This is a genomic window from Mucilaginibacter sp. L3T2-6 (assembly GCF_030519355.1).
GTDB lineage: Bacteria > Bacteroidota > Bacteroidia > Sphingobacteriales > Sphingobacteriaceae > Mucilaginibacter.
The window spans coordinates 142976-160740 of the sequence record NZ_JAUMKC010000006.1; the positions used below are offsets into that span (position 1 = coordinate 142976).

Sequence of the window (17765 nt, forward strand, 5' to 3'; positions counted from 1 at the left end):
CTAATGAAGAAACTCATCGTTTTCGATCTTGACGGCACACTTGCTGAAAGCAAAGCAGCTATTGATAAGGAAATGGCTGAACGTTTAGCCGCGTTGTTGACGGTAGCCAAAGTGGCCGTAATGTCTGGCGGCGACTGGCCGCAATTCGAAAAACAGGTATTAGGCCACTTGCCGAAAGGGGCAAAACTGAGAAACTTGTCAATTTTACCTACCTGCGGAACCAAGTATTATCAATACAAACGGGGCTGGAAGCAGCTATATGCCGAGAACTTTACGGATGACCAGAAACACAAGATAATAGATTCAATAAATAAATCGGTTGATGCTTCGGGCTACAGGGTTAAAAAAACTTGGGGCGAAGCTATAGAAGACCGTGGCAGCCAGATCACTTATTCAGCCCTGGGGCAGTCAGCTCCGCTTGACGAAAAAAAGAAGTACGATCCTGACTTTAAAAAACGGAAGAAAATAAAGGCTCATCTGGATAAGCTGATACCTGAATTTGATGTGAACCTTGGCGGCTCAACCTCCATTGACGTTACCAAAAAAGGCATCGACAAAGAATATGGCATGCATAAGCTGCACCAGGTGCTGGATATTAAAATAAGCGAAATGATTTTTATAGGCGATGCCATATTTCCTGGCGGAAATGACTACCCGGCAAAACAATCCGGCGCATATGCTGTCTGTGTAAAGGACTCTAACGAAGCCAAACGCGTGATAGAAGGAATTATAGGCTGCTTGGATAAGGGAAAATTTAAAGACGGGTTTTAATTTATGGTTGACGTTAAAAAAGAAGGTGTTGTGCTGAACTGTTCGGAAACTCCGTTTGAAGATGAAGCGGTGCTTAACCCGGCAGTAGTTCAGGAAGGCAATACCGTACATCTTTTTTATCGCGCTGTACATAAACAAAACAGATCGTGCATAGGCTATTGTAAGCTGGATGGCCCTCTGAAAATAGTAGAGAAGCATAACGGGCCTGTTTTAAGCCCTAAATTCCCCTACGAGCAACAGGGCATGGAAGACCCGCGGATGGTAAAAATTGATGGCTTATATTATTTAAGCTATGTGGCTTTCGACGGCAAAAATGCGCTCGGCGCGCTGGCTACGTCAACGGACCTGGTAAACTTTGACCGCAAAGGCATCATAGCACCAATTATTACCTATACCGACTTTGACCTGGCAACGCAGAATAATGCCCTGCTCAACAAAAAATACCTGGATTATAACCCCGGCGCCAACATTTTAGCTGATAAGGACTTTGTTTTTTTTCCACGCAGGGTAAACGGTAAGCTTACCTTTCTGCATCGTATAAAGCCTGATATACAAATCGCATCGGTAAGCAGTCTCGACGAACTTACCGAAGATTTCTGGAAATGTTATTTTACAAATTTTGGCGACCATATTTTTCTTGAACCAAAATATGACCATGAGATATGTTATATAGGCGCCGGTTGCCCGCCGATAGAAACAGAAAAGGGCTGGCTGATTATTTACCACGGCGTACGGGTAATTAATAAGCATTATGAGTACGCCGGCTGTGCGGCGCTAATGGATATAGACAACCCGCAGAAAGAGATCGCCCGTTTGCCTTACCCGCTTTTTAAACCCGATCTGGATTATGAATTAACCGGCGATGTGGACGATGTTTGTTTCCCTACAGGCACCGCACAGTTTGGTGATACCTTGTATATTTATTATGGTGCAGCCGACGAATTGATCGCCTGCGCCAGCGTGAATTTGCCTGCTCTTTTGGATGAGCTGATGTCAGTTGCCAAAAATTAAACAAAATCACGCCGCCGTTTATTACAATGTTTTTCCTGGTTGAGATTGCTTTAGGTCATGATTTAATGGTAAAACCGCTTAGGTTTTGCTTAAATCTTGCATAAGCTCCAGAACATGTTCCCAATTATTGGCCCTTTGGTGATGATTATGATTAACGTTATGAAAAGCATGGAACATGATGGTCGTTCCCTTAAAATAATCCAGGTTTTTAATATGGTCGTCAATCATATAATCGGTGCCGATTATGCTTTTATCGCCACAGAAAACAATATGCCGCCAGTCGATAAACGGGAAATGTTCATTCAGCCATTCCAGCTTTTCAGGTAAGCATTGCGGAAATTCCATTGCCGCCGAAACAATGTAAACCTCGTATTCTTCCATCAGTTTCTTAACCGCTTCAATGGCGCCTTCCATTACAGGCAGGGTGCGGAAAAATCCTGGCGTAAAGGCATACCTGCGTGCAGCTTCCTTGTTCGGAAACATCTGGTTTTCCTCCAGTCCTTGTATCGACTCTTTGGTAACCCTTACACCATACTCGCGCTCGTACCAGTTAATAAAATGTGTTTCGGTATCGGCAATTACGCCGTCCATATCTATGGCTATAGATTTTTTCATGGCTAAAAGTAGCTATTTTGAGATAATGCGAATGTCATTATCCTAAATCGTAGTTTATAAATCAAATTTCTTTCTTCATCAACTCCAAAACCTCGTCCCAGTTGTTTACCCGCTGGTGGTGATGGTGGTTAACATTGTGGAAGGCGTTAAACATAACGGTCTTTCCCTTAAAATTGTCGAGGTTTTTGATGTGGTCGTCAATCATATAATCTGTTCCGATGATACTTTTATCGCCACAAAAAATAATGTTGCGCCAACTGATGAAGGGGAAATGCTCTCCCAGCCATTCCAGTTTTTGCGACAGGCTCAACGGATATTGCATAGCAGCCGAAACGATGTAAATATCAAAGTCTTCTGATAGTTTTTTTACAGCTTCAACAGCGCCCGGCATTACCGGGGTGGTACGGAAATAACCCGGTGTTGCTGAAAATTTATCATAAGCACCCAATTCGGGAACAACATCATATTCAGTGCGGCCAATCAGTTCATGCGGATGGATCTTCAATCCATAATGACGCTCATACCAGGTTAACAACTGCGTTTCCTCATCGGCAATGACGCCGTCCATATCGATGGCGATCGATTTTCTCATTTTATTTACAGGTTTTATAAATGATATAAATATTGGAAGGTTTGGTCACCGGTGGTTAAACCGCTTAGCATATTTCATTATAAGCAGGTTTATAGTGCAAAGATACCGGATTTGAGATAACGATGCCAGTCAACATCTTTCTGTTTAGCTGTTCTTTACATTTGAAGATTAAACAGATAAACCGTAACACTATCTATTAACTTAGGTATACATGATAAGTTACTTTGAACCTCCTGACATTCCGCCGATAATTAAATGACAATCAAATGAACACACATAATAATTTATCGCTGTACATTTGCTTAACGGTGTTAAATAATTTAATGCCGTAGTAAAATGGCAAGTAAAGACAGAATACAACGACTGAAGGAAGAGACCCGGTGTAATATACTGGAGGCCGCCTTACAGATTGTTAAGGAAGAGGGATGGCAAGCTTTGAGCATGCGCAAGATAGCCGACGTAATTGAATATACCGCCCCTATTATATACGAATACTTTGATAACAAAGACGCGATTTTATTGGAGCTTACCCGCCAGGGTTATTTGAAACTATCAAGAGAACTGGTGGAGGCCCGCGACAGGCACCGGTTGCCGGCTAAACAGCTGGAAGACATGTGGCTGACATACTGGAATTTCGCTTTTGCAAATAAAGAGCTTTACCAGGGGATGTTTGGCGTAGCTACCAGCTGCAGTTGCGAACTGGTAAATAAATTGCCTGAGGCAGGAAAACCTTACGAATTATTCAGTGCGGTGATCGGCGAGTTAATGCATATTGAGGACCTGGAAGGCGATGTAATTTGTACCAAATATTACACCTTTTGGTCGGTAGTGCACGGGCTGGTATCTATTAACCTTTTAAGTCGGGGCTGGTCGGACGAGATTAACCGCCAGGTATTGAAAGATGCGATAGGCGGTATAATACGGACGATGACCGCGTAATTTTTTTCAACTTTCTCAAACGCTGTTAAATTATTTAATGGCGTTAACTAAATATAAATTAATTATTAACAACTAAAACTTAGCAAGCCATGAAAACAACAAACCACTTCCACCCCAACATATTAACGATGTTAAATTATTTAATGACGTTAAACACTTACCGATATTAATACAAAACACAACAATGCATCAATACGATAATAAAATAATCATGAAAAATTTAATTTTAGCGATACTCGCAATCTCCCTATACAGTTGCTCTACCAAGCCGCAAACGGCTGCAGCGCCTCCGGCGCCGTCATTGCCCGTTGCCACCATAGCAACAGGTAATGACACTACTTACCAGGAATATCCTGCATCGGTAGAAGGTACCGTGAATGTAGAAGTTCGCCCGCAGGTAAGCGGCACTTTAGATAAAGTATTTGTTGACGAAGGTTCTTTTGTAAGCGCCGGTCAGCCTTTATTTAAAATAAATGAACAGCCTTTCCGCGCAGCATTGAACAACGCGCTGGCCAGCCAGCATGCTGCTGAAGCAGCAGCCGGCAATGCTGAACTTGAGGTTAACAAGTTAACGCCGCTGGTTGAAAATAAGGTAGTATCTGATTACCAGCTGAAGACTGCAAAAGCTGCCTTGCAGGTTGCCAAAGCAAATATCGAATCGGCGAAGGCAAATGTGGCGACCGCTCAGATCAACCTGGGGTATACTTTGATTAAAGCTCCGGTTAGCGGCTACATCGGCCGGTTGGAAAAGAAACAAGGCAGTTTGGTTGGTCCGGCCGACCCGGCAGCGCTAACTCAGCTATCGGACGTTCACGACGTACACGTTTACTTTTCATTGAGCGAAAAGGACTTTGTAAACTTTAAGGAGCAGTACGCCGGAGCAACATTAACCGACAAGCTGAAACAATTGCCAACCGTGTCATTGGTATTGGCTGATAACAGCATCTACGCGAAACAAGGCAAAGTTGATATGATTGACGGCCAGTTCGACAAAACAACCGGCGCTATCACCCTAAGGGCAAGCTTTACCAATCCGCAGGGCCTGTTACGCTCAGGCAATACCGGTAAAATTCGTTTGGGTTTACAACATAAGGATGTGCTGATGGTACCCCAATCTGCTACCATTGATATGCAGGACAAAGTGTTTGTTTTTGCCGTGGCCGACAACAACAAAGTTAAAAAGCAGGCGATAACCGTTGTGGGTAAAAGCGGCGACAATTATTTGGTTAAAGACGGTGTAAAACCCGGAGATAAGATAGTTCTCTCAGGTTTTGACCACCTGCAGGACGGTACAGTTATCCAGCCTCAGCAAAAAACTGCAGACAAAGGCTCTGCAATTGCTAAAAATTAATTATCAGAGTCAGGAATCAGGAATAAAGAATCGGGATAAAAGGATTAAGAACATTTGCAAGACGCCCTGGATGGTGTCCTGGTTACCAGTTCTTTGTCTCTTGATTCTTCAAAAATCACAATCATGTTAAAGAAATTTATAGAAAGGCCGGTACTTGCCACAGTAATATCTACCTTACTGGTGATATTAGGCGTGCTTGGTTTAACAAGGCTGCCTCTGCAGCAATTTCCGGATATTGCACCGCCATCGGTACTGGTAACAGCCATTTACCCGGGTGCTAATGCCGAAACGGTGCTGCGTTCGGTAGCGCCATCGCTCGAAGAATCCATTAACGGTGTTGAGAATATGACCTACATGAGCTCAACTGCCAGTAATGATGGTACTTTAGCTATCACCGTATATTTTAAATTGGGTACCGATGCCGATCAGGCTGCGGTTAACGTTCAAAACCGTGTGGCACAAGCTACCAGCCAGTTGCCTGCTGAAGTGGTGCAACAGGGCGTTACCACAGCCAAACAAGAGAATAGCTTCATTATGGCTATCGGTATGTATACCGAGGATGAAAAAAAATACGACCAGACCTTTATTGCCAACTATGCACAGATAAATATTATACCAGAAATTAAGCGTATCCCTGGCGTGGGTTCTGCGAGCATATTCGGTGGTTTAAAAGACTATTCTATGCGTGTTTGGCTAAATCCCTCGCAGATGGAAACCTACCATGTTACGCCTAACGAGGTTTTTGCCGCTATACAGGATAAAAGCTTGGAGGCTGCTCCCGGCCGTTTTGGCGAACGCAGCAAAGAGGCCTTTGAATATGTAATTAAATACAAAGGTAAGCTCTCAAAACCCGAAGAATATGAAAATATTCCTATCCGGTCAAACGCTGATGGTTCGGTGTTGCGTTTAAAAGACGTTGCCCGTGTTGAGCTCGGCGCTTATTCATATACCAGCATCACCCGTTTAAATGGTAAAAAAGGTATCGGTATCGGCGTGATCCAGTTATCAGGCTCAAACGCCAATAAGATACAGATAGAAATTAACGACCTGATGGCAAAGGCTGCAAAAGACTTTCCTGACGGCGTTAAGTATAATATCTTCTACAGTACTAAAATTGCGCTGGATGAATCAATCACCCAGGTAAAACATACCCTTATTGAAGCTTTCGTGCTGGTGTTCCTGGTGGTGTTTATCTTCCTGCAGGATTTCAGATCGACGCTGATACCGGCCATTGCGGTACCGGTAGCTATTGTCGGCACGTTTTTCTTTATGTCGATATTCGGTTTCTCCATCAACTTGTTAACCCTGTTTGCATTGGTATTAGCGATTGGTATTGTTGTGGACGACGCGATAGTGGTAGTGGAAGCCGTTCACGCCAAAATGGAGCACAAAGGCCTTGGCCCTAAAGAAGCAACATTGGAGGCGATGCATGAGATTACAGGTGCGCTGATATCTATCACGCTGGTAATGGCCGCGGTGTTCCTGCCGGTAGGTTTCCTTGAAGGCTCAACCGGTGTGTTCTATCGCCAGTTTGCCTTTACCATGGCGATTGCTATCGTTATCTCTGCACTCAATGCATTAACTTTGAGCCCGGCGTTGGCAGCATTGTTTTTAAAACCGTTGCACCACGATAACAATGGCGAACCTGTTAAAACTACCTTTAAGCAGCGTTTCTTCAATGGCTTCAATACCAACTTTAATGCGCTTACCAACAAATATGTGGGCGGCCTTAAATTTCTAACCAAAAACAAATGGGTTGGTATTACGGGCCTCGCCATTATAACTTTTGCTGTAGTGCTGATGGTGCGCAACACCAAAACCGGTTTTATCCCGACAGAAGACCAGGGCTTCATCGCTATAGCGGTAAATACGCCATCGGGTACTTCGCTCGACCGTACCTCAAAAGTTATGGCCGAGGCTGAAAGCACCGTAGGTAAAAATCCGGCTGCCAGGTTTGTAACGTCGGTACCGGGTTTTAACCTGCTGACCAAGTCAAACAGTCCATCGTCGGCTATCTTCTTTGTATTGTTAAAGAAGCCCGAGGAACGCGGCAAGGTTAAAGATATCAATGATATTATGAACCAGATCCGCGGCGACTTGAGTGCAGTGCACGGGGGCAGCTTCTTTGTATTCAGTTTCCCAACCGTACCTGGTTTCAGTAACGTTGAGGCGCTCGACTTTGTATTGCAGGATAAAACCAGCGGTAAACTGGATAAATTCAGCGAAGTGTCAAACAAATTCATCGGCGAGCTGATGAAGAAACCGGCTGTGGCTTATGCATTTACTTCATTTAAAGCTGATTATCCGCAGTTGCAGCTGGATGTTGACGATGATAAGGCGAACCAGCTCGGCGTGAGTGTAAAAGACATCCTGCAAACTATGCAGGTGTATTTTGGCAGTGCCCAGGTTTCAGACTTTAACCGCTTCGGTAAATACTACCGCGTGCTGGTTCAGGCTGATATTGCCGACCGTGCCGACCCTTCATCTATCGACCGTGTATTTGTGAAAAACAAGACAGGGGAAATGGTGCCCATCAATTCACTGGTGAAATTAACTCGTGTTTATGGTTCGGAAACGGCATCGCGTTACAACCTGTTTAACTCTATCGAGATAAACGCAATCCCAAAACCTGGATTTAGCTCAGGCGAGGCTATTAAAGCGATAGAAGAAACCGCTAAGGAGCAATTGCCATTGGGCTACACTTATGATTTTACCGGCCAAACCCGCGAAGAGATTTCCTCAAACGGTCAATCAACAGCGGTATTCCTGTTGTGTTTGATATTCGTTTACTTCCTGTTATCGGCACAATATGAGAGCTATATCCTGCCATTGGCGGTAATCTTCTCTATCCCAACCGGCGTGCTAGGTGTGTTTATAGCAATTGGTCTGAAAGGTATCGAGAACAACATTTATGTACAGGTAGCACTCATTATGCTTATCGGCCTGCTTGCCAAAAACGCTATCCTTATCGTGGAGTTTGCGGTGCAGCGGCGAAAGGCTGGTTTATCGCTTATAAGTGCAGCTATTGAGGCAGCCAAGTTAAGGCTGAGGCCAATTATCATGACCTCGCTTGCATTTGTGTTCGGCTTGTTCCCGATGAGTATAGCAACCGGTCCGTCGGCTCAGGGTAACCACTCCATAAGTGTTGCGGCGGCAGGGGGTATGATTTCGGGCGTTGTGCTGGGCTTGTTCATCATCCCGGTGCTGTTCGTCATCTTCCAGGCCTTGCAGGAAAGATTCAGCGGCGTTCCAATGGCAGTGTTAAATCGCGAGAACGGCGAAGATCGTCACGTTACCGAATTGGAAGGTGAACTAATAGTATAAATAAAGCAATGTTAACCCTGCTCAAAGCTAAGTTTAGGTCCTGTCCAAAGGGCAGGACCTGGGTGGGGCCTTCAATCATAAAATAAAATGAAAAACTATATAAACATGTCCTTTTTGATACTCGTATTGTCGGTGCTGAGCGCCTGTAAAGTATCAAAGGATGTAGAAACACCCAAGCCTGCTTTGCCTGAAACATTCAGGAATGCAGCCACAACCGCTGATACCAGCAGCATTGCCGATATACAGTGGAGACAGTTTTTTACCGAAGCGACCCTGCAGAAACTGATTGACAGCGCAATCGCAAAGAATTACGATATGCAGATCGCCGTTAAAAATATCGAGGCATCGCAGCTGTTGTTTAAGCAGGTAAAATGGAACAACGTTCCGCAGGTAGATTTGAATGTTACTGCCAGCTCGAGCCGTCCGTCTGACAACAGCATCAACGGGTTAACATTAAGCCAGGCCGATATCGGTACCAAGCATATCGAGGATTACTCGGCAAACTTAGCGGTATCATGGGAGGCCGATATTTGGGGCAAGATACATAACCAGCAGCGCAGCGCATTGGCAGCCTACCTGCAAACAGAAGAAGCCAGGAAAGCTATCCAAACCAACCTGGTAGCTACCGTATCACAGGGTTATTATAACCTGCTGATGCTGGACGCACAGCTGCAAATCGCACAAAAAAATGTAAAGCTTAACGACAGTACCCTTCGCATCATTAAATTACAATATGATGCCGGCCAGGTTACCTCGCTGGCTGTTCAGCAAGCCGAAGCACAACGGCAGGCGGCCGAACAATTGGTGCCACAGTTTGAGCAGAATATCGCCATACAGGAAAATGCACTGCGGATTTTGACAGGTCAGCTGCCCGACAGAATCGAACGTAGTTCGAATCTGGACGCAATGGTTATACCGGCAAATGTTGCAACCGGTGTACCATCAGCCGTTGTGAGCCGCAGGCCGGATGTTAAAAGCGCCGAACTGGAACTGCAGATTGCTAATAGCAGGGTAGGCATCACTAAAGCCGAAATGTATCCTGCCTTACGCATAACTGCCCAGGGCGGTGTAAACTCGTTTAAAGCCAGTAACTGGTTTAATGTACCGGCATCATTATTTGGTGTGGTTGCAGGCAGTGTTGTACAGCCGTTATTAGACCATAAACGGCTGAAAACTGATTATGAAGTAGCCAAGGTTGACAGAGAGAAAACTGTATTGCAATTCCGCCAGTCTGTATTAAATGCAGTTGGCGAAGTATCTGATGCGCTGGTTAAAATTGAAAAATTGAAATCGCAGCAGGCCATTGCAGCCAACAGGGTAAACACCCTGCAGCAGGCTACCAAAAATGCAAACCTGCTGTTTAAAAACGGTATGGCAACATACCTTGAAGTAATTACCGCCCAGGGCAATGTATTGCAGGGAGAGCTTGAGCTAGCGTCGATAAAAAGGGATGAGCTAAGTGCAGTATCGGAGTTGTACAGGTCGCTGGGCGGCGGATGGAAATAAAAAAAATAAAACCTATGGAAGACACTTTGATAACCAGGAGTAAACTATTGTATTGTTCGATAAAAGAATGGCAAGTTACCCTGGCATTCTGGGCGCTGGCAGCAGCAACAGAAGTAGTAATAAATGTGTTGAGTTAATTAACTTATACACGGCAAATGAAATCCTCAGTCATTTTGTGGCTGGGGATTTTTTTTCCAAAATACATTTTGCGGTGATTAATCTTTTTATTCGCCGCAAATTTGCGGCGAATAATTTGCAAACGCGGTGAATAAAATTGTTACCTTTCTGACCTCTATTAACTGCCCGGGATGAAACTTTTTTATTTGAAACACCTGCTTTGCGCATTTTTAATCTTTAGTTTTTTTAACGTAAACGCGCAAGATGTCAGCCGGTATCCGCTTGTTCCATATCCGTCTAAATTAAAAGCCGGAAAAGGTGCATTTATTATTACGGCGAAGACAAAAATTACCGCCGCCAGTCAATTTAAAGGCGAGGCTGAACAACTAAACGAGTTGATGAGCAAGGCGCTTGGAACAAAGCTGGCGGTCAGTAAAGGTGCAGCGCCGATAAAACTGGTTTATCGCGAAGAAATTAGCCAGCCTGAAGGATATAAACTAATTATAACCCGGCAACAGCTTATCATTGCTGCCAAATACCCGGCAGGCATATTTCACGCTATAGAAACCATCCGGCAACTGTTGCCTGTTTCTATTGAAGAAGGTATAGTCCGTAAGCAATTATCATTGCCGGCCGTTACAATCGAAGATCATCCTGCCTACGAATGGCGCGGAATGCATTTGGACGTTTCCCGTCATTTTTTTTCGGTGGACTATTTGAAGAAGTTCATCGACCGGCTGGCTCTTTACAAAATGAATAAACTTCACCTGCATTTAACCGACGACCAGGGCTGGCGCATAGAAATAAAAAAATACCCGCTGCTTACCGAACAGGGTGCCTGGCGAACCTTTAATAACCAGGACACAGCTTGTATGAAAAAGGCGGCTGATAATCCTGATTTTACTATTGATAAAGAACACATCATACAGCGCGATGGCAAAACGCTGTACGGCGGTTTTTATACACAGGACGAGATGCGGGGCGTAGTGGCTTATGCGGCTGCAAGACATATTGATATCATCCCGGAAATAGACATGCCAGGGCACATGATGGCGGCTATTAATTCGTACCCATTCCTTACTTGCAACGGCGAAAATAAGTTCGGCGAACTGTTTTCAAAACCGATTTGTCCATGTAACGAAAGTACGTTTGAGTTTGCTGAAAATGTGTTTAAGGAGATAATGGATATTTTCCCGTCGAAATATATTCATATAGGAGGCGATGAGGTCGACAGATCCGACTGGGCAAAATCCGAAGCCTGTAAAGCATTGATGCAGAGGGAAGGAATAAAAGATTTACCCGCGCTGCAAAGCTATTTCATTAACCGTATGGAGAAATTTTTTATTGCCAATGGCCGGAAAATGATCGGCTGGGACGAAGTTATTGAAGGCGGCGTAACCAAATCGGCAATTGTAATGTACTGGCGCACCTGGGTGCCTGATGCGCCGGTAAAGGCGGTAAAAAATGGTAACACGGTAATTATGGCCCCGGGTGAACCGCTGTATTTCGACAATCAACCCGACCAATACACTATTTCGAAAGTTTATCATTTTAACCCCATACCAAAAGCATTGAACCAGGAGGAGGCAAAATCAATCATCGGCGCTCAGGCAGAGATATGGACGGAGATGATCCCTTCCGAAAAGCGTGCTGATTATATGTATATGCCGCGCATGACGGCTCTCGCCGAGAACCTGTGGACAAGCAGCCCGGATAAATACGACTCGTACACCAAACGTCTTGTAAAGCAATATGCAAGGATGGACGCCATGAAGATACACTACCGCCTGCCAGATCTCCCCGGTTTGCTAAATGAATATGTTTTTACTGACGAAGGGAAATTAAGCATCTCCAAACCTTTGCCCGGCCTAATCATTCGTTATACAAATGACGGCTCTGTTCCGGAGGTGAATTCACCCGTGTTACCATCACCATTAATTATAACAAAACCGCAGCAAATAAAAGTTGCCGCTTTCACATCATCCGGAACACGCGGCGATATTTATACACTCAATTATACACAGCAGCACATGCTCGGCGCGGTAAAAATCGCACCGCCAAAACCGGGACTGGTATGCAGCTACTACAAAGCCTATTTTAAAGCAACCACTTTTATGAAGGATGCCAAAATCGACAGCACATTTGTTTCTGATAAAATAGCCGTACCGGCAACCGTAAAAGCACCGTCCTTTGGGATTGCCTACCGTGGGTATATAGATGTGCCGGCTGATGGTATTTATAGCTTTTATCTTAATGCCGATGATGGCGCTGTTTTAAAAATAGGCAACTCGGTTACCGTAAATAACGATGGCAACCACTCTGCGCAGGAACGCAGCGGGCAAATAGCTTTAAAAATGGGGACACACCCCTTTGCGCTTGATTTTATTGAAGGCGGAGGTGGTTTTACATTGAAACTAAGATACAGCGTGAATGGTTCAGAGCCCAAAGAGATTCCGGCAGAGTGGCTAAAACACTGACCTTAAAATCTGAATATTTTGAGGCACAATCTTGTATTTAATCTACAGATCGCTTACCTGCCTTCAGGAATAAATTATTCCTAAAAGTTCTGCCTTTCCAGGATTAAAATTGCTAATAATTTTAGTAATTTTGATCTGTATGAACGTGGACAGGATAACGGAGAAATTGAATATATTGGCAGATGCCGCCAAATATGATGTATCATGCGCATCGAGCGGAAGCAAGCGTAAAAACGAAAATAAAGGCCTCGGTAATGCCAGCAACGGCATTTGCCACAGCTATACCGAAGACGGAAGATGTGTTTCGCTGCTCAAAATACTGCTTACCAACCACTGCATTTATGATTGCGCTTATTGCGTATCGCGAAAGAGCAACGATATTAAACGCGCGGCCTTTACCGTTCAGGAGGTAATCGATCTTACCATCAATTTTTACCGGCGCAATTATATCGAGGGCCTGTTTTTAAGCTCCGGCATTTTTAAGGATGCCGATTATACGATGGAGCGGCTGGTGCAGGTTGCCAAAAAGCTACGTACGGAGCATAACTTTAATGGTTATATTCATTTAAAATCAATTCCAGGCGCAAGTGACGAATTAATGCGCGAAGCGGGTTTATATGCTGACAGGCTAAGCGTAAATTTAGAAATGCCTACTGAGGCGGGTTTGAAATTATTGGCGCCCGATAAAAATCGTCAGGATATGATAGACCCGATGGATTTTTTGAAGAAAGAGATTATCCAGCGCACGGAAGAAAAAAAGCTGTTCAAAAAAGCACCAATGTTTGCGCCTGCAGGTCAGAGCACGCAGGTGATTATTGGCGCCACGCCTGAAAATGACCAACAGATATTACAAACAGCTAACCATTTTTATAAAAATTTTAATCTTAAGCGGGTTTATTATTCGGGCTACGTACCCGTACTGGCCGATACCCGGCTGCCGGGATTAAATACACAGGTGCCCATGGTTCGCGAAAACCGCTTGTACCAGGCCGACTGGCTCATGCGGTTTTATGGCTTCAATGTAAATGAGATTGTAAACCAGCAACAGCCGCTGCTTGACCTCGATATCGATCCCAAGCTGGGTTGGGCTATCCGCAATATGCATGTGTTCCCCATAGATATCAATAAAGCGGATTTAAAATTGATCTTACGTGTTCCCGGTATTGGCTTGTTATCAGCACAAAAAATAGTGAGTGCGCGTAAGTTCGCGCAATTGAATTGGGAAAATCTTAAAGCTATCGGCGTGTCGGTTAACCGCGCTAAATATTTTATCGTCTGCAAAAGCAGCGAATTTGAGAAACGCGATCTTACCGGCACCCGGATCAAACAATTCATCCTGGCCGAATCGCACAGCAAATACTTAAAGAATACGCAAACACAGCTTAGTATATTTTAATTATGACCAGGCTGGTTTACGATGGTACTTTTGAAGGCCTGTTGACGGCGGTATTTGAAATATATGACCGGAAACTTGGCGCGGTAAACATTCAAAAATCGGGCGACACAAACATCGCCATGTTTGAAGAGGTACTGAATGTAACTACCGATGAGTACCGGGCAACCCGTGTACTGAACGGGCTGCGCGACAGGTTATCAGCCAATGGCGTGCAGCGGGTTTACATAGCACATTTGGCAGGTATAGTAAACGAAGAGAACAACATCATCGGATTTATACGCTATGCATTTGACGCTAAACAAAACATCGAAGAAAACTATGGTAACCGCTATGTGCAGCGCGTGTCGGAAATTGTGAAAATGATGCGCCGTGAAAAGCATCGCATGGAAGCATTTATCCGGTTTCAAAAATTACAGGATGAAACCTACTATGCTGTTATCGAACCTGATTTTAACGTGCTGCCCTTACTCATTCGCCACTTCAGGAACCGCTACGCTGATCAGAAGTGGATGATCTACGACATAAAGCGTAATTATGGCCTTTACTATGATTTGCACGATACCGAATTTATTTCGATGGAGTTTTCGGACGTGGACTCTGCGGTAAATGTTGCCGCATCATTTAACGGGGACGAAGAAGTTTACCGGCACCTATGGAAAAACTATTTCAAAAGCGTCAATATCGCTTCGCGTAAAAATACCAAACTGCACTTGCGGCATATTCCTAAAAGATATTGGAAACATTTAACTGAAAAGATATAAAAAATGGCCGCCTTGAAAAAGCTGGCCATTTTAAATGAAATAATGGGTCTGAATACTATAGTTTCTTTATCTCTACCCTTCTGTTCAGCTTTCTGCCTTCTTCTGTACTATTATCTGCAATAGGTTTGCTTTCACCATAACCTTTTATAGAAAGATTATCGCCCGGAACCCCTGTATTTACCAGGTAAAGTTTTACAGCATTCGCGCGTTCCAGTGATAAAGCCATATTATGGTCGTATGTACCTTCGGCGGATGAATTACCGTTCAGCACAAACTTTACCGACGGGTCTTTTTTCATTTCGGCGGCAACATGGTCGAGTACAGGATATGATTCGGTTTTTAATATTCCGGAATTAAATTCAAACTGAATGTTTTTAAAATTATAATTGGGTTTGGCAACCGGAGCAGGATCCGTAGCAGGAGGCGCTTGCTGCGCCGGCTGTTGTACAGGCGGCGTTTCTTTCTTTTCAGGTGCAGGGTCGGACGGATAGGTAACCGCAGGATGTTCTACAATGGCTTTTTTAGCTTTACAGGCTGGCAAAACAGCGACGCCAAACATTGTTATAGCGGCGAGCAGCGAAGTTTTTATTTTCATAATTTAACAGATGTAATCGTGTAAATATAAAAACGACGCTATATATGGCTTATTGTAAATTATGAACATACTCACATCTTTTGCAGGCACCAGGTAGTCATGCAGCGTAAATCCTGTACATTGGTGGTCTTTATCGGCTCAAATAAATTGCCGTTTAGCTTTTCGGTGTAATCCAGCAGCATTTTTTCATTCACCAGAAACCGCTCAGAACCATCAGGCAGCAGGTAACGCCCGTTACCGAGTGGCTCAACAAGCTCTTCGATGCCAATATCCGACGCCAGCCTTGCAAACAGATAACCGCCTGGCTTTAACACCCGCCACATAGAAGTTAGCATTGCTTCAAAATGGTGTTCATTAGCCGCAAAATGTAATACGGCACTGCTGATAACCAAATCGAAATAGTTGTCTTCAAATGGCAAACTTTCAGCTGCAGCTATTTTAAAATTTCCGGGAGGTAGACCAGGCGACAGGTGCCCGGCCAACACCCTGACGGCTTCGACGGCATCCGCATTCGGATCAATGCCATAAACGTCAAAGCCATTTTGCAGAAAATATATAAGGTTGCGCCCGCCGCCGCAACCTGCATCCAGTATTTTGCGGCAATCATCAAAACGGCCTTTTAATAGCTGGTCGAAAAGATATATATCGATGTTGCCAAATTGCTGCTGTAGATTTTGTTGCATGGCGGCTAAATTAACAAAAAGCCCCTTTCGGGGCTCAATTGTTAATTAATGGTCTCTATTGTGATGATGAAACCCATCGTCATCGCAACTTGACGCGAAGTTGTCTTTGATTTTATTATAGATTGTTACGTTGCTGGTATTGCTGATAATGGTACTTCCTCCTGTGCGTGTAGCTGCATCAAGTTCCACAGGCGACACACCAAACAACAACCGGTTAAGATGCAGCTTTAGCGTTGTCGCCAAATCTGTCTTGCCATCCACGGTTACATTCTCCGCTTCTGCCTTTATCTCCGCATTATCATTAAAATCAAATTCTACAGGTACTGTAGCGCCTCCTGGTGTGGTAAAAGTACCTTTTAAAGTAAGCGGTATAGCTGAGGTGTTGGTTTTGGCAAGTATCGCTTTGATTTCTATTTCACGGTAAGTACCGGTATCTATAGCGGCGCTAATGTCGGAAGGCGTAATTGCAAAAAGATCGATGTTAAGCAAACTCCTGGTTTTAATTTCAATTTCCGTATTCCTGGTTTTGGCTTCAAGCTTAAAATAAGCGATGTTGGCGACGGCTGAGGTCCAATTAACCGTAGCACTGCCGGTTGAGGCTGTAACTACCCCGTTTACAGATGAGGAAAGTGAATTTGCTGAATTATCTGCACTTAGCGCAAAGTTTACCTGGGTTCCTGACGCAGAACGCTGCGAATTGTCCTTTTTACATGCGCTGAAAAAGAGCGCAATGGCAATAATTGAAATGCCTTTAATTAGATTAGTTTTTTTCATAGCCGGTGTAATGTTTTTGTTTATTGTAATACGTTTGTTACATGAAACGCGGTTGCCTATGAATTTATTTTATTTTCCTAACGATTAATCTCATTCTGGTCAGATTAAGTTTCAAGCCCATGCTATTTGTAATTGAAACGATGATATTATCAATCATTTATTTAATAATTATATACTATCAATTAAATTATTGATATATTTGAATTATCAATAAAATAGTTGATATTTATGAAACGTTACGCTGTTGTTACCGGTGACATTATTAACTTTACCGGCCTGGCTGCCGAAAAAAGGCAGCACCTGATTGCTGAAACTGAGAAACTTTTAAAATCCTGGGTCGATAAACCTCAGTATGCCGAAGTTTTCAGGGGTGACAGCTACCAGTTCCTAACGGGCGATATAGCTGCGGCCATAAAAAGGAGTGTTCAGTTAATCTGCTGGTTCAAGAAACATTCCGCCGGGGGCATTGATCTGGGTTCGCGCATATCTGTGGGCATCGGAGAAATAGCTTATAAGGGTAAATCTGTTTTGGATTCAGATGGCGAAGCGTTTCATCATTCCGGACGGCATTTTGACAAAATGACGCGCGGGGAGCTACTGGCGATAACAACAACAAACCAGGAGTTAAACCAGCAGATCGAAATAATTCTTAGTTTTATAAATCTTTTCATAAGCCAATGGAATGTAAAGCAGGCCGAAGCGATTTACCTGGCTTGCGAAGGCTACACGCAAACCAGCATGGCCGCGGTATTAAAGATTAACCAGGGCGCCGTAAATAACAGGTTAAAGGTTGCCAGGTGGAAGGAAGTTGAAAAAGGTATTAATTACATTATTCAAATAGTAACACAATAAC

Annotated in this window: 16 protein-coding genes; 11 read left to right on the forward strand and 5 right to left on the reverse strand. The window is 44.0% G+C overall.

From position 1 onward, the window contains the following. Positions 1–3 precede the first annotated feature (3 nt). Together Q3W13_RS09115 and Q3W13_RS09120 are read left to right on the forward strand one after the other, a co-directional pair. Positions 4–771 (forward strand): HAD-IIB family hydrolase, encoded by a 768-nt coding sequence (locus Q3W13_RS09115; RefSeq protein ID WP_302863117.1) that lies wholly within the window; start codon positions 4–6, stop codon positions 769–771. Between the two features lie 3 nt (positions 772–774). Then, entirely contained in the window at positions 775–1782 is a 1008-nt protein-coding gene (locus Q3W13_RS09120) for a hypothetical protein (protein WP_302863119.1), read from the forward strand. Between the two features lie 78 nt (positions 1783–1860). On the opposite strand, the gene Q3W13_RS09125 is transcribed toward Q3W13_RS09120, so the two are convergent. Continuing rightward, positions 1861–2397 carry a 5'(3')-deoxyribonucleotidase gene (locus Q3W13_RS09125; RefSeq protein ID WP_302863121.1) on the reverse strand — a complete coding sequence of 179 codons (537 nt, stop codon included), beginning with the start codon at positions 2395–2397 and terminating at the stop codon, positions 1861–1863. A gap of 61 nt (positions 2398–2458) precedes the next feature. Then, the gene (locus Q3W13_RS09130) at positions 2459–2989 is read right to left on the reverse strand and encodes a 5'(3')-deoxyribonucleotidase (protein ID WP_302863124.1); all 531 of its coding nucleotides are present in this window, start codon (positions 2987–2989) and stop codon (positions 2459–2461) included. Between the two features lie 336 nt (positions 2990–3325). Here Q3W13_RS09130 and Q3W13_RS09135 point away from each other — a divergent pair, with 336 nt between their 5' ends. From Q3W13_RS09135 to Q3W13_RS09170, 8 genes are all read left to right on the forward strand, one after another. Continuing rightward, a complete protein-coding gene (locus Q3W13_RS09135) occupies positions 3326–3928 on the forward strand; it encodes a TetR/AcrR family transcriptional regulator (protein ID WP_302863126.1) in 603 nt (200 codons plus the stop codon). Positions 3929–4139: 211 nt separating this feature from the next. Further along, complete coding sequence (locus tag Q3W13_RS09140) at positions 4140–5279, forward strand: efflux RND transporter periplasmic adaptor subunit (RefSeq protein WP_302863128.1); 1140 nt, start codon at positions 4140–4142, stop codon at positions 5277–5279. A 123-nt stretch (positions 5280–5402) separates the two neighbouring features. Continuing rightward, positions 5403–8603, forward strand: coding sequence for an efflux RND transporter permease subunit (locus Q3W13_RS09145; RefSeq protein WP_302863130.1), 3201 nt, complete (start codon positions 5403–5405; stop codon positions 8601–8603). 87 nt (positions 8604–8690) lie between these two features. Then, on the forward strand, positions 8691–10109 hold the full coding sequence (locus Q3W13_RS09150; protein ID WP_302863132.1) for an efflux transporter outer membrane subunit: 1419 nt from the start codon (positions 8691–8693) through the stop codon (positions 10107–10109). A 14-nt stretch (positions 10110–10123) separates the two neighbouring features. Continuing rightward, positions 10124–10246 (forward strand): hypothetical protein, encoded by a 123-nt coding sequence (locus tag Q3W13_RS09155; RefSeq protein WP_302863133.1) that lies wholly within the window; start codon positions 10124–10126, stop codon positions 10244–10246. Between the two features lie 171 nt (positions 10247–10417). Continuing rightward, on the forward strand, positions 10418–12703 hold the full coding sequence (locus Q3W13_RS09160) for a family 20 glycosylhydrolase (RefSeq protein WP_302863135.1): 2286 nt from the start codon (positions 10418–10420) through the stop codon (positions 12701–12703). Positions 12704–12842: 139 nt separating this feature from the next. Beyond that, positions 12843–14099 carry a putative DNA modification/repair radical SAM protein gene (locus tag Q3W13_RS09165; protein WP_302863136.1) on the forward strand — a complete coding sequence of 419 codons (1257 nt, stop codon included), beginning with the start codon at positions 12843–12845 and terminating at the stop codon, positions 14097–14099. Between the two features lie 2 nt (positions 14100–14101). Next, a complete protein-coding gene (locus tag Q3W13_RS09170) occupies positions 14102–14860 on the forward strand; it encodes a TIGR03915 family putative DNA repair protein (RefSeq protein ID WP_302863138.1) in 759 nt (252 codons plus the stop codon). A 55-nt stretch (positions 14861–14915) separates the two neighbouring features. Here Q3W13_RS09170 and Q3W13_RS09175 read toward each other — a convergent pair whose 3' ends face one another. From Q3W13_RS09175 to Q3W13_RS09185, 3 genes are all read right to left on the reverse strand, one after another. After that, positions 14916–15455 carry an OmpA family protein gene (locus Q3W13_RS09175; protein WP_302863139.1) on the reverse strand — a complete coding sequence of 180 codons (540 nt, stop codon included), beginning with the start codon at positions 15453–15455 and terminating at the stop codon, positions 14916–14918. A 71-nt stretch (positions 15456–15526) separates the two neighbouring features. Further along, positions 15527–16138, reverse strand: coding sequence for a bifunctional 2-polyprenyl-6-hydroxyphenol methylase/3-demethylubiquinol 3-O-methyltransferase UbiG (locus Q3W13_RS09180; RefSeq protein WP_302863140.1), 612 nt, complete (start codon positions 16136–16138; stop codon positions 15527–15529). 45 nt (positions 16139–16183) lie between these two features. Then, positions 16184–16912, reverse strand: coding sequence for a hypothetical protein (locus tag Q3W13_RS09185; RefSeq protein ID WP_302863141.1), 729 nt, complete (start codon positions 16910–16912; stop codon positions 16184–16186). A gap of 228 nt (positions 16913–17140) precedes the next feature. Between Q3W13_RS09185 and Q3W13_RS09190 the strand changes: the two genes are divergently transcribed. Then, a complete protein-coding gene (locus Q3W13_RS09190; protein ID WP_302863142.1) occupies positions 17141–17764 on the forward strand; it encodes a hypothetical protein in 624 nt (207 codons plus the stop codon). Position 17765 lies beyond the last annotated feature (1 nt).